Annotated in this window: 11 protein-coding genes; 8 read left to right on the top strand and 3 right to left on the bottom strand. The window is 71.3% G+C overall.

The window, feature by feature from the left end; all coding sequences use genetic code 11:
• Positions 1-42 precede the first annotated feature (42 nt).
• Positions 43-1,314 carry an ATP-binding protein gene (locus ACFU5G_RS07430; protein ID WP_377242305.1) on the top strand — a complete coding sequence of 424 codons (1,272 nt, stop codon included), beginning with the start codon at positions 43-45 and terminating at the stop codon, positions 1,312-1,314.
• A 24-nt stretch (positions 1,315-1,338) separates the two neighbouring features.
• Here the strand turns inward: ACFU5G_RS07430 and ACFU5G_RS07425 are convergent, their stop codons facing one another.
• Positions 1,339-2,475 carry a GNAT family N-acetyltransferase gene (locus ACFU5G_RS07425; RefSeq protein ID WP_377242303.1) on the bottom strand — a complete coding sequence of 379 codons (1,137 nt, stop codon included), beginning with the start codon at positions 2,473-2,475 and terminating at the stop codon, positions 1,339-1,341.
• Positions 2,476-2,538: 63 nt separating this feature from the next.
• The gene (locus ACFU5G_RS07420) at positions 2,539-3,162 is read right to left on the bottom strand and encodes an NAD(P)-dependent oxidoreductase (protein ID WP_377242300.1); all 624 of its coding nucleotides are present in this window, start codon (positions 3,160-3,162) and stop codon (positions 2,539-2,541) included.
• Positions 3,163-3,274: 112 nt separating this feature from the next.
• Between ACFU5G_RS07420 and ACFU5G_RS07415 the strand changes: the two genes are divergently transcribed.
• Positions 3,275-3,850, top strand: a complete 576-nt coding sequence (locus ACFU5G_RS07415) for a TetR/AcrR family transcriptional regulator (protein ID WP_377242298.1) — start codon at positions 3,275-3,277, stop codon at positions 3,848-3,850.
• A gap of 3 nt (positions 3,851-3,853) precedes the next feature.
• Here the strand turns inward: ACFU5G_RS07415 and ACFU5G_RS07410 are convergent, their stop codons facing one another.
• Complete coding sequence (locus ACFU5G_RS07410; RefSeq protein WP_377242296.1) at positions 3,854-4,960, bottom strand: LacI family DNA-binding transcriptional regulator; 1,107 nt, start codon at positions 4,958-4,960, stop codon at positions 3,854-3,856.
• Positions 4,961-5,143: 183 nt separating this feature from the next.
• Between ACFU5G_RS07410 and ACFU5G_RS07405 the strand changes: the two genes are divergently transcribed.
• The 6 genes from ACFU5G_RS07405 to ACFU5G_RS07380 all read left to right on the top strand — a co-directional run bounded on the left by ACFU5G_RS07405 (position 5,144) and on the right by ACFU5G_RS07380 (position 12,800).
• A complete protein-coding gene (locus tag ACFU5G_RS07405; RefSeq protein ID WP_377242294.1) occupies positions 5,144-6,436 on the top strand; it encodes an extracellular solute-binding protein in 1,293 nt (430 codons plus the stop codon).
• Positions 6,437-6,444: 8 nt separating this feature from the next.
• The gene (locus ACFU5G_RS07400) at positions 6,445-7,467 is read left to right on the top strand and encodes a carbohydrate ABC transporter permease (protein ID WP_377242292.1); all 1,023 of its coding nucleotides are present in this window, start codon (positions 6,445-6,447) and stop codon (positions 7,465-7,467) included.
• Positions 7,467-8,342 carry a carbohydrate ABC transporter permease gene (locus ACFU5G_RS07395; RefSeq protein ID WP_377242290.1) on the top strand — a complete coding sequence of 292 codons (876 nt, stop codon included), beginning with the start codon at positions 7,467-7,469 and terminating at the stop codon, positions 8,340-8,342. Before ACFU5G_RS07400 ends, ACFU5G_RS07395 begins: the two co-directional genes overlap by 1 nt.
• Positions 8,343-8,420: 78 nt before the next feature.
• Positions 8,421-10,838, top strand: a complete 2,418-nt coding sequence (locus ACFU5G_RS07390) for a beta-glucosidase (RefSeq protein WP_377242288.1) — start codon at positions 8,421-8,423, stop codon at positions 10,836-10,838.
• The gene (locus tag ACFU5G_RS07385) at positions 10,835-12,409 is read left to right on the top strand and encodes a glycoside hydrolase family 43 protein (RefSeq protein ID WP_377242286.1); all 1,575 of its coding nucleotides are present in this window, start codon (positions 10,835-10,837) and stop codon (positions 12,407-12,409) included. Before ACFU5G_RS07390 ends, ACFU5G_RS07385 begins: the two co-directional genes overlap by 4 nt.
• A gap of 28 nt (positions 12,410-12,437) precedes the next feature.
• Complete coding sequence (locus ACFU5G_RS07380; RefSeq protein WP_377242284.1) at positions 12,438-12,800, top strand: RNA-binding S4 domain-containing protein; 363 nt, start codon at positions 12,438-12,440, stop codon at positions 12,798-12,800.
• Positions 12,801-12,802: the final 2 nt, after the last annotated feature.

Genomic DNA, 12,802 nt, shown 5'->3' with positions numbered 1-12,802 from the left:
TGAGATGGAGCGTAGAGACTGCGAAATCTGTAGCCTAGATGCATGGTGGCTTACTCGACACGCGTTGTGGATCGTCTGCTTGACCGATATCTCGAAGGCCTGCCTGCAGTGGCATTGCAGGGGCCGAAGGGCGTGGGCAAGACGGCGACAGCGCAGCAGCGGGTGCAGCGAACGATCGACCTGTCGGACCCCTTTGCGCGCGAGGCGTTCCGCGCGGCGCAGGATCCGTTGGCCGGCTTGGACGGGGCGACGCTGATCGACGAGTGGCAACGAGAGCCGGGCTCGTGGGACCAGGTCAAGCGTGCTGTTGACGGTGGTGTCGCTCCAGGCTCGTTCCTGATCGCCGGAAGCTCCACACCGCCTGGGGCGACCGTTCACTCCGGGGCTGGCCGGATCCTGACGCTACGGATGCGCCCACTGTCCTTGTACGAACGAGGTGTTGCCGTCGACGGTGTCAGCCTTGCCGAGCTCCTGGTCGGCAAGAAGCCGACGATCGCCGGAAATACCAGCGTAGATCTGCGTACCTACACCAACGAGATCCTTGCGTCGGGGCTGCCGGGTGTCCGACGGACACCTGTGGACCTGCGACAGGATCAGATCGACGCCTACTTGGAAGCAACGGTCAGCCAGGAGTTCGCGGAACAGGGTGTGTCTGTGCGTCGCCCGGCGATCTTGCGTGCCTGGATGGCTGCCTACGCTGCCGCGACCGCGACGACGTCGACCTACACGACGATCCTCGACGCGGCCACGCCAGGCCTCCCGGACAAGCCAGCTCGTTCGACGACTCTCGTCTACCGAGACGTGCTGACCCGGGCCTTTCTCCTCGATCCCCTCGAACCGTGGATGCCGTCCCGGAACCATCTGAAGAGGTTGGGACAGACGCCGAAGCACTACCTGGCTGACCCGGCGCTGGCCGCGCGGCTCCTCGGTGCCAGTGAGAACGGGCTGCTCGCGGGGCGCGCCGCTGGGCCCGACGTGCCGCGGGACGGCACGCTTCTCGGCGCGCTGTTCGAGCACCTCGTCGCGTCGTCGGTCCAGGTCTACGCACAGGCCGCTCGGGCGAGGACGGGCCACCTGCGAACGCAGGACGGCAGGCACGAGGTCGATCTGATCGTCGAGCGCGACGGCGCAGTTCTCGCTCTTGAGGTCAAGCTTGCGGCGACCGTGACGGATGACGACGTCAAGCACCTCCTCTGGCTCCGCGAGCAGATCGGCGAAGAGCTGGTGGACGCCGCAGTGATCTCCACCGGCCCGGATGCCTACCGTCGTCGGGACGGGATCGCTGTGATTCCTGCGGCGCTGCTCGTTCCCTGAGCGGAACTCCTGCGTCCGAGACGGTCAGAGGCGCTTCTGCAGGGCGGCCTCCGCGCCCGACGGGCGGAAGCCCAGGGCCACGTTGATGCCCAGCATGTGCGCGTTCTCCTCCGCGTTGAACGTGTGCACCCGTTCCGTCTGCGGGTAGCGGGCGGCGAGCTCGCGGAGGTTCACGGCCTTGACGAGCATCCCGAGCCGGTGCCCGCGGTGCGCCTTGAGCGCGATCGTCTCCTCCTGGAACACGTACGCCGGCTTGCCGTCCTGCAGCAGGAACGAGGTGCCACCCGCGATCTCGCCCGACGGGACGTGCACCACCAGGGTGGTCAGCAGGCGCTCGCCGCTGTCGGCCCGGGATGCCAGGTAGGTGCGCACGCGCTCGGCGTCCCAGGTCTCCTCGCCGAAGTCGAGCTCGCCCTGCGGCACGTCCGTGGACATCCGCGTCATGAGCTGGGCGTATCCCTCGTGCCACTCCTCGGGGATCCCCTCCCAGGTGTGGGTCACGTAGTCGGCGCCGGCCTTCTCCCGCGCCTCGGCCTCGAAGGCGGCCAGCGTCTCCGGGTCCACGGGCAGGTCGAGGCGCGACATGCGCTCCACCTGCTCCAGCGTGTACCCGCGGCCCAGCGCGAACCGCACGCCGGCGGCGTCGGCGGGCAGCCGTCCGGCGCCGGTGGCGGGCACCAGAGCGTCCTCGCCCTCGGCCGCCTCGCGGGCCGAGAGCGACCAGCCGAAGAACGTGGTCCGGCCCGCGTCCGCCGCCACTCGTTCCGCCTGCTCGGCCAGGGCGCTGCCGATGCCGCGGCGCCGGTGCTCCGGGTGCACGCCCACGTAGACGTCGGCGGTGTGGGTGTTCTGGTCGCGGCTCATCGTCAGCAGCCCGAAGCCGACGACGTCGTCGACGGTGGGGGTGGCACCGTCCGCCCGGTCGAGGACCGCGACGAACCGCCGCTTGTCGGCGTACTCCTGGTGCAGCATGCCGCTGACGAGCTGCTGCTCGGTGCGGGCGAGGTCGTCGTAGCCCAGGTTCGCCGTCTCGACGGCCCGGTCCACGGCGGCGATGCCGTGGTAGGCCCAGGCGTCGGGGTGGTCGGCCGCCGGTGCGGGGGCGACGTCAAGGATGCGCCACGTCGTCGGCTCGGGCGCGAAGCCGGTGGGAGAGGTCATACGACCAGGGTGCCCCGCACGCCGCCGGGCGGCGAGAGATTTTCGACGGCGTGCGGGCCCGGGTCAGGCGGCGACGGAGATGGCCTGCCCGACGGCGGTCCGGTCGGTCAGGGCGTCGCGCATCGCCAGGGCCAGGTCGGGGCGGGCGATGGTCCAGGCCCACCGCACGTTGCCGTCCCGCCGGGCCTGGTAGCGGCCGGTGCCCGGGCGGTCCTGGAGGCGCGGTGGGCGCATGATCGTCCAGTCCACGTGGCTGGCCCGGATCACCTGCTCCATGGCTTCCAGGTCGGCGTTCGCCACCGCCAGCGCCCGCTTGAGGATCGGCTTGGCGACGTAGCGGGAGAGCGGGTCGTCGCCGTCGACCAGCCAGCCGCTCGCGCTGATGGCGACCAGGCGGCGCACGCCGGCCTGCTCCATGGCGGCGACGACCGCCGTGATCCCGTCGCGCAGGACGTGCGGCGACTCGCCGGGGACCGGTCCCAGGCAGCTCGCCACGGCGTCGACCCCCTCGAACGCGGCGGCGAGGGCCGCGACGTCGGTGGCCTCGGCGACCCGGACCTCGCCGGGCGCCCCGGTCAGGCGGGACGGGTCGCGAACGACGGCGACCACCTCGTGGCCGGCCGCCGCGAGGACGCGGACGAGCTCGCGCCCGGTACGGCCGCTCGCTCCGACAACTGCGATCTGCATGACGTCTCCTCGGTCTGGGGTGGTGCTCGGCAGGGGGTGAGTGAATACTTACTTACACCGTGGCACGAGCCAGGACCGCAGGTCAAGGGAACGGGGGGCGAGAATGTCTGCCATGAGCACACGGGAGCGGATCCTCGACGCGGCGGCGCGGGTGATGCGCGAGCAGGGCGTCGCGCACGCGACGACCAAGGAGATCGCCCGCGCGGCCGGCTGCTCGGAGGCGCTGCTCTACCGGCACTTCGACGACAAGCAGGGCCTCTTCATGGCCGTGCTGCAGGAGCGCCTGCCGCGGTTCGACCTGCCCGACGACGCCGTGGGCGCCGCGACCGTCGCGGCCAACCTCGAACGGCTCGTGTCGGGGCTGCTGGACTTCTACGTGGACAGCTTCCCGATCTCGGCCTCGATCTTCTCCAGCAGCACGCTGCTGGCCCGGCACCGGGAGTCGATCGCGGCGAAGGGGGCAGGCCCGGCGACGCCGCAGCTCCGGCTGCAGGCCTACCTGGAGGCAGAACGTGCGGCCGGCCGGGTGCGCGCCGACGCCGACGTCGAGGCCGTGGCGCGCCTGCTCGTGGGCGCGGCGCTGCACCAGGCGTTCCTGGCCACCTTCTGGGGCGACGGGAGTGCCGACGAGCCGGACCTGGCCGGTCGTCTGGTGACCCCGGTCCTGCCGGGGCTGCTGGCGGGCTAGGCCCTACACCCCAGGTGGCGCCGTGCTCGAACGTTGCACCAGCCGCGTGGGCAGCCGGGTGTGGTGCCCGGCCGACGGGCCGGACTCCAGCATCGAGATGACCATGCGGAGCGCCTCGGCGCCCATCTCGTGCAGGGACTGCGCCACCGTGGTCAGGGGTGGCGTGCACCCGGCGGCCTCGGGGACGTCGTCGAACCCGATGACCGAGAGGTCCTCCGGCACGCGCAGGCCCAGCTCCTGGGCCACCTGGATGACGTGGATCGCGGACAGGTCGTTCGCGGCGAAGACGGCCGTGGGCCGGTCGGGGCGCTCGAGCAGGTCGTGCGTGGGCCGGTCGGAGCGGTCGGGGCGGTAGCCGCCCTCCAGCACCAGGCTGGGGTCCGGCGTCAGGCCCGCCGCGTTCATCGCCTCGAAGAAGCCCAGCTCGCGCAGGCGGGCCGACTCCAGGTCGGCGCGTCCGCCCAGGTAGCCGATGCGCGTGTGGCCCAGGCCGATGAGGTGCTCGGTCGCGGTGCGGGCGCCGCCCAGGTTGTCGGAGTCGACGGTGGCCGGGCCCGTGGGCCCGGTGTGCGGGTCGATGGCGACGATCGGGACGCCGTCGTGCTGCGGGAGGGCGAGCGTGGGTGTCACGATGACCACGCCGTCGATCAGCGTGCCGGCGAGGCGCGACAGCGAGCGGCGCTCCCAGCCCACGTGGTCCGAGCGGCCGGCGTCGCCGCAGTAGGCGAGGAGCTCGTAGCCCGTGCCGGCGATCGCGGCGGAGATGCCCTTGAGGAGCTCGGTGCTGAACGGCTCGAACTCGGCCACGAGCACGCCGATCACGTTGGTCTGCCGGCGGCGCAGGCTGCGCGCGACCAGCGACGACTCGTACCCGAGGTCGGCCACGACGGCGAGCACGCGCTCGGCGGTGGCAGCCGCCACGCCGTACCGGCCGTTGACGACCTTCGACACGGTGGCGACCGAGACTCCGGCGACGCGCGCGACGTCGGTGATGGTGGCGCGGCCGGTCGCGCGCTCGTCGGTGCCGGACTGCCCGAGGATCTCGGGGTCGTCCCGCACGCCGTCACCCGGTCCGGCGGTGGACCCGGGTGAGCCTGTCCCACTGTGCACGGAAGAGACAGTACATCCGGGCGGGGCGGTCCGTGTGCCGGGCCGAGCCGTTTCGAAATCGATATCGAAACCGTTTGACGAAACGATGGCGCTCCTGACACTCTCCTGGTTGACGGACTCCGTGGTCCGTCGTAGAGGCAGGCTCCTGCCAACCGTCGATGACGACTTACAAGGGGTTCCACAATGATGAGGAAAACGCGGGCCTCGGGCATCGTTGCCCTGGGTGCCACCGTTGCCCTGCTGGCCACGGCTTGTTCGGGTGGCGGGGGCAATGAGGGAGGTTCGGACGGCGAGGTCTCGATGACCTTCTGGCACAACTCCACCACCGGGCCGGGCAAGGCGTTCTGGGAAGACACCGTCGCCGCCTTCGAGGAGGCCAACCCGGGTGTGACGATCGACGTCCAGTCGATCCAGAACGAGGACATGGACGGCAAGCTGCAGACCGCCCTCAACTCGGGCGACGCACCGGACATCTTCATGGCGCGCGGCGGCGGCAAGCTGGCCGACGTCGTCGAGGCCGGCCAGATCATGGACCTCACCGACTCGATCGACGAGGCGACGAAGACCAACGTCGGCGCCGGCTTCGACGCCTTCACCGTCGACGGCAAGGTCTACGGCATGCCGACCGCCATCCTGCCGGGTGGCCTGTTCTACAGCCAGGACCTGTTCGACGAGGCCGGCATCACCGAGACGCCGACCACCGTCGACGAGCTGGACGACGCGGTGTCCGCCCTGAAGGACAAGGACATCTCCCCGATCGCCCTGGGCGCCAAGGACGCTTGGCCTGCCGCCCACTGGTTCTACTTCTTCGCGCTCCGCGAGTGCTCGCAGGAGACGCTCGAGACCGCGGCGCAGTCCCGCAGCTTCGACGACGACTGCTGGATCGCGGCCGGCGAGGACCTGCAGGCGCTCGCCGACACCGAGCCGTTCCAGAACGGCTACCTGACGGCGACCGCCCAGCAGGGCGCCGGCTCCTCGGCGGGCCTCATCGCGAACCACAAGGCCGCCATGGAGCTCATGGGTGCCTGGGACCCGGGCGTCATCGCGGGGCTGACCCCGGACCAGAAGCCGCTGAAGGACCTCGGCTGGTTCCCGTTCCCGGCCACCGCGAGCGGTGACGGCGACCCGGCCGCGTTCATGGGCGGCGTCGACGGCTACTCCTGCTTCGTCGAGGCTCCGCCGGAGTGCGCCGACTTCCTGAACTTCTTCATGCAGAAGGAGTACCAGGAGAACTACGCCGAGGCCTTCGTGACCCTGCCGGCCAGCAAGGAGGCGCAGGAGGTCGTGACCGACCCCGCGCTGCAGTCCGTGCTGGCGGCCTACAACGAGGCACCGTACGTCTCCGTCTGGCTGGACACGCTCTACGGCCAGAACGTGGGCAACGCGCTCAACGCCGGCGTCGTGGAGATGCTGGCCGGCGACGGCACCCCGCAGAGCATCGTCGACGCCGTGAACGCCGCGGCCGCGATGGAGTAACGAGCCAGATGACTCACTCCCTGGGCGAGAGCTCGACAACCAGGACGGCCTCGCCTGAGGGTCCCACGGCGGGCGGGGGCGGCGTGCAGACGCCGTCCCCGGCCCCCGGGCCGCGGTGGGGCAGGCGGACCGACTGGCGCAAGACGCTCGAGATCACGGTGCTCTCGGGCCCTGCCATCGTCGTGTTCCTCGCGTTCGTCATCTTCCCCGTCTTCCTGGCGGCCTACTACGGGTTCTTCAAGTGGAAGGGCTACGGGCCGCCGACCGAGTTCGTCGGGCTGGACAACTACCTGACGATCTTCCGGGACTCGGCCTTCCACGACGCGCTCCTGCACAACGGCTACATCGTGGTGCTCTCGCTGATCCTGCAGGGGCCGGCGGCCGTCGCGCTGGCGCTCCTGCTGAACCAGAAGATCCGCGGGCGTTCGATCATCCGGGTCCTGATCTTCGTGCCGTACGTGATCTCCGAGGTCATCGTGGGTACCGGCTGGAGCCTGCTGCTGCAGAGCTCCGGTGCGGTGAACGACCTGTTCGAGAAGATGGGCCTCGGGTTCCTGGCCGTCGACTGGTTGTCCGATCCCAAGATCGCCCTCTGGTCCCTGATGATCATCATCAGCTGGAAGTACATCGGCTTCGCCGTGATCCTGTTCCTCGCGGGCCTGCAGAGCATCCCCGAGGAGCTCTCGGAGGCGGCGGCGATCGACGGCGCCTCGTACTGGCAGATCCAGCGGACGATCACGCTGCCGCTGCTCGGGCCGACGCTCCGTATCTGGGCGTTCCTGTCGATCATCGGCTCGCTCCAGCTCTTCGACCTCGTCTACATCATCTGGGGCCAGTACATCTCCGCCACCGCCGGTACGTCGACGATGGCGACCTACATGGTCCTGAACGGGCGCCTGGCCGGGAACTTCGGTTACGGCAACGCTGTCGCCGTCGTCCTGTTCCTGATCTCGCTGGTCATCGCGCTGGTCTACCAGCGCTACGTGCTGCGCCGGGACACCGAGGGTGCGCTCACGGAAGGGAAGAAGTGATGGCGACGCTGCTCCAAGCCCCCACCACGACCGGGCAGGCGCTCCGCCGGCAGCCGAAGGTCGCCTGGGGAAGCCCGATGACCTACGTCGTCGCGTTCCTGTTCGTCGGCATCTGCATCGCCCCCGTGCTCTACATCATCCTGGGCGGGTTCCGGACGAACGCGCAGATCACCACTGACCCGTCGGGCCTGCCCGCGCCGTGGGTGGTCGAGAACTACGTCAGCGTGCTCGTGAGCGAGGTGTTCTGGCGCCAGGTCGCGAACTCGGCGGTGGCGGGCATCCTCACCACCGTCGGCGTGGTGGCGCTCGGGCTCATGGTCAGCTTCGTGCTGGCGCGGTACGACTTCAAGCTCAACGCGGCCATGTACTCGCTGTTCGCGGCCGGTCTCATGTTCCCCATGACGGTCGCGATCACGCCGCTGTACATCCTGATCCGTGACCTGGGCCTCATGAACACCATGGGCGGGATCGTCCTGCCGCAGATCGCGTTCGCACTCCCGACCACGATCATCATCCTGGTGCCGTTCCTGCGTGCCATCCCGAAGGAGATCGAGGAAGCGGCCTCGATCGACGGCGCGAGCCGCATCGGGTTCTTCTTCCGGATGGTCGTGCCGCTGTCGCTGCCCGGCGTCATCACGGTCGGCATCCTGGCGTTCGTCGCGTCGTGGAACTCGTACATGCTGCCGCTGTTCATCCTGAACGACGAGCTGTCGTACACGCTGCCGCTCGGCGTCCAGGCGTTCGCGTCGCAGTACTCGGTCGACACCGCGCGCGTGCTGGCCTTCACGTCGCTGTCGATGATCCCCGCGCTGATCTTCTTCTCGCTGTTCGAGCGGCGCATCGTCGGCGGCCTCACCGGAGCCGTGAAGGGCTGACCGGGCGCGGCCGCGCCGCGCCACCTCCGCACAGGGTCGTACAAGCAGGTCGTACAAGCAGGTCGAGGAAGGAAATTCATGACGGAGCTGCCGGTGGCGCTTCGGGCGATGCCCGAGGTGTCGGAACGCGTGCGTGAGCTGCACGCCCAGATGACGCTCGAGGAGAAGCTCGCACAGCTTGTGGGGTACTGGCTGGACCAGGGCGGCAACGTCGTGGCCCCGATGCAGGGCGAGATGGCGGGCGGCCAGGGCACCACCGCGCTCCCGGACATCACCCGGCACGGGCTGGGGCACTACACCCGCGTGTACGGCACGCGGCCCGTGGACCCGGCCGAGCGCGCCGCGTGGCTCTGGGCCGAGCAGCGCCGGATCAAGCGCGAGACGCGCCTCGGCATCCCCGCGCTGGTCCACGAGGAGTGCCTCACCGGCCTCGCGGCCTGGAAGGCGGCGACCTTCCCGACGCCGCTCGCCTGGGGCGCGTCGTTCGACCCGGAGCTGGTCGAGGAGATGGGCCGGCTCATCGGCGACTCCATGAAGGAGCTCGGCATCCACCAGGGCCTGGCGCCGGTGCTCGACGTCGTCCGCGACCCCCGCTGGGGCCGCGTCGACGAGTGCATCGGCGAGGACCCGTACCTCGTCGGCACGGTCGGCACCTCGTACGTCCGCGGCATGCAGGGCGCGGGCGTGCACGCCACGCTCAAGCACTTCGTCGCCTACTCCGCCTCCAAGGCGGGGCGCAACCACGCCCCGGTGAGCGCGGGCCCGCGCGAGATCGCCGACGTTTTCCTGCCGCCCTTCGAGATGGCCGTGGTCGACGGCGACGTGCGGTCCGTCATGGCCTCGTACAACGACGTCGACGGCGTGCCGATGCACTCCTCCGGCGAGTACCTCACCGAGCTGCTCCGCGAGAAGTGGGGGTTTGACGGCGTCGTCGTCGCCGACTACTTCGGCGTCGCGTTCCTCAGCGTGATGCACGCGATCGCCGCCGACCGGGGCGCCGCCGCCGCGGCGGCCCTGCAGGCCGGCGTCGACGTCGAGCTGCCCTCCGGCGACGCGTACCTCGAACCGCTGACCGCGCTCGTCAAGGACGGCGACGTACCGGTCGAGGTGGTGGACCGGGCCGTGCTGCGCGCGCTCAAGCAGAAGGAGGAGCTCGGCCTCCTCGAGCCGGATGTGTACGAGGACGAGCCGCCCGCCGTCGTGGACGTCGACTCGCCCGCGCACCGCGACGTCGCCCGGCGCCTCGCCGAGGAGTCGGTGGTGCTGCTGGCGAACGACGGCGTGCTGCCGTTCGGGTCCTGGCACGACAAGCCGGCCCGCGTGGCCGTGATCGGGCCCAACGCGGACCGTCCCGAGGCCCTGATGGGCTGCTACTCGTTCGCCAACCACGTGCTGGCGCACCACCCCGGTGTCCCGGCCGGGTTCGAGATCCCGTCCCTGGCCGAGGCCCTGGCCACGGAGCTCGGCGGCCCGGACGCGCCCGAGCTCACCTTCGCGCGCGGCTGCGACGTCGAGGGCGACGACACCTCCGGGTTCGCCGAGGCGGTCGCCGCCGCGGAGGCCGCCGACGTGGCGGTCGTCGTGGTGGGCGACCAGGCCGGCCTGTTCGGCCGCGGCACCGTGGGCGAGGGCAACGACAGCGAGTCGCTCGACCTGCCCGGCGTGCAGCGCGAACTCGTCGAGGCGGTGCTCGCCACCGGCAGGCCCGTCGTCATGGTGCTGCTCACCGGCCGCCCCTACGCCATCGGCTGGGCGCTCGACGGCGACGGGTCCGGCGGGCGCACGCCCGGCGCCGTCCTCCAGGCGTTCTTCCCGGGCGAGGAGGGTGGCTCGGCGCTCGCGGGCGTGCTCTCGGGCCGGGTCAACCCGTCCGGGCGCCTGCCCGTGTCGCTGCCGCGCTCGTCGGGCGCGCAGCCGTACTCGTACCTGCACCCGATCCTGGGCGGGGCGTCCGAGGTGACGTCGACCGACTCCACGCCGGTGCGCGCCTTCGGGTTCGGGCTGTCGTACACGACGTTCGAGCGTGAGCTCGTGTCCGTGGACCCGTCGGTCGAGGCGGGCGGCACGTTCCGCGCCGTCGTCGTGGTGACGAACGCGGGCGAGGTGGCCGGCTCCGACGTCGTGCAGCTCTACGGGCACGACGTGGTGAGCTCGGTGGCACGGCCCACGACGCAGCTGCTCGGCTACCACCGGGTGGACCTGGCGCCGGGGGAGTCGACGACCATCGCGTTCGACGTGCCGACCACGCGGTTCGCGTTCAGCGACCGCAAGATGGTGCGGATCGTCGAGCCCGGGGACGTCGAGGTCTGGGTCGGCGCGCATGCGGCTGACAACGTTGTCAGGGTGGTGGCCGAGGGCATCGCCGACCTGGACGAGCCGAACGACTCCGTGCCCGTCCTGCCGCCGTCGGCCCGCCGGCTCGTCACCATCACGGGCGACGTGCACGAGGTCACGACGTCGGACCGGCGGTGGGTCGACACCACCGTGGCGCCGTGACGGTTGTCCGCAACCCCGTCCTGCCGGGCTGCTACCCCGACCCGACGATCTGTCGGGTCGGGGCGTGGTACTACCTCGTCAACTCGACGTTCGAGTACTTTCCCGGTCTGCCGGTGTTCCGCAGCCGCGACCTGGTGCACTGGGAGCAGATCGGCCACGCGCTCGACCGGGCGGGGCAGCTCGACATGCAGGGGATCGCGTCGTCGGGCGGGCTGTACGCGCCGACGCTGCGGCACCGCGACGGGGTGTTCTGGCTGGTCTGCACCCTTGTGGACCAGCGGGACAGCTCGCGGGGCGGCAACTTCGTGCTGACCGCGACCGACCCGGCGGGGCCGTGGTCCGACCCCGTGTGGCTGGACGAGGACGGTATCGACCCCTCCTTGTTCTTCGACGACGACGGCCGGGTCTGGCTGCACGGGACCCGCCTTGCCCGCGAACCGCAGTGGCACGACCAGACGGAGGTCTGGCTGCGCGAGCTCGACCCGGCCACGATGCGGCTGACCGGACCCGAGCACGTGCTCTGGCGGGGCGCGGTGCTGGGTGCCGTGTGGGCGGAGGGGCCGCACCTCTACCGGGTGGACGGGACGTACTACCTGCTCGCTGCCGAAGGGGGCACCGAGTTCCACCACGCGATCTCCGTGGCCCGTTCCGAGTCGGTGACCGGCCCGTACGTCGGCAACCGGGCCAACCCGGTGCTGACCCACCGGCACCTGGGGCGGGACGTGGACGTCGTCGGCGTCGGGCACGCCGACCTGGTGGAGGCGCCCGACGGTTCGTGGTGGGCCGTGCTGCTCGCCATGCGCCCGTACGGCGGCTACCACTACAACCTCGGCCGGGAGACGTTCCTCGTACCCGTGACGTGGGAGGACGGCTGGCCGGTCTTCGCGCCGGGGCAGGGCCGCGTACCGGCGGTGGTGGAGGTGCCGGACGGTGTCCGGGCGGACGGCGTGGCTGCCGGCCCGCGTGCCGCCTGGCCGCCCGCCGGACCGGTGCTGCCCGGCGACCTGCGGTGGACCGGTCTGCGCGGCCCCGCCGACTTCGCCGAGCCGCACGGCGACGGCTGGCTGCTGCGCGTGCGCCCGCAGAACCTGACGGATGCGGCGACGCCGGCCTTCCTGGGCGTGCGCCAGCAGCACCAGGACGTCACGGTGCGGACCGTGCTGCGGTTCGACCCGGCAGGGCCGGACGAGCACGCGGGTCTCGCGGTGCGCCAGTCCGAACGGGACCACGTGCTGCTGGTCGTGGCGGGTGCGCTCGACACCGACGACCGCCGGGTGCTCGCGGTGCACCACCGGGCGGGCGTGGCCACCGTGCTCGGGGAGCGGCCGCTGCCCGCGGGCGACGCCCCCGTCACCCTGGCCGTGCAGGCACGCGGGCAGGACTACGTCCTGCTCGCGGGGGTCGGGGAGGAGCTGCCGACCCCGGTCGCGACCGCCGACGGGCGCGCCCTCGACAGCGTCTCGGCAGGTGGCTTCCTGGGGGTGTGGCTGGGCCTGGTCGCGACGAGCAACGGCGCGCCGTCGACCGGGGTCGTCACCGTCGAGCGGTTCGAGTACCAGCCGTCCGCCTGAGGGCCGGACCGGGTGGGAGGATGGGCCGATGCGCATCGACGTCTGGCTGTGGGCGGTCCGGCTGACCAAGAGCCGGTCCGTCGCCGCCGAGCTGTGCCGGAGCGGCCGGGTACGGATCAACGACAAGGTGGCCAAACCGTCGTCGGCCGTGGCGGTGGGCGACAGCGTGACCTGGCGCGACCCGCTCCGGGACCGGATCGTCGAGGTGGTCGAGCTGCTGCCCAAGCGCGTCGGCGCGCCGATCGCGGCCAAGGCCTACCTGGACCACAGCCCCGCGCTGCCCACGCGCGTGGAGCGGGAGGCGGTCGGCCTGCGCGACCGGGGCACCGGGCGCCCCACCAAGCGCGAGCGGCGCGAGATCGACCGGCTGCGGGGGCGGCACGAAGGCTGAGA

Origin of the sequence: Promicromonospora sp. NPDC057488 (assembly GCF_042802395.1) — a bacterium.
In the GTDB taxonomy this organism is placed as follows: domain Bacteria; phylum Actinomycetota; class Actinomycetes; order Actinomycetales; family Cellulomonadaceae; genus Promicromonospora.
This window is presented reverse-complemented; position numbering and strand designations above follow the sequence as displayed.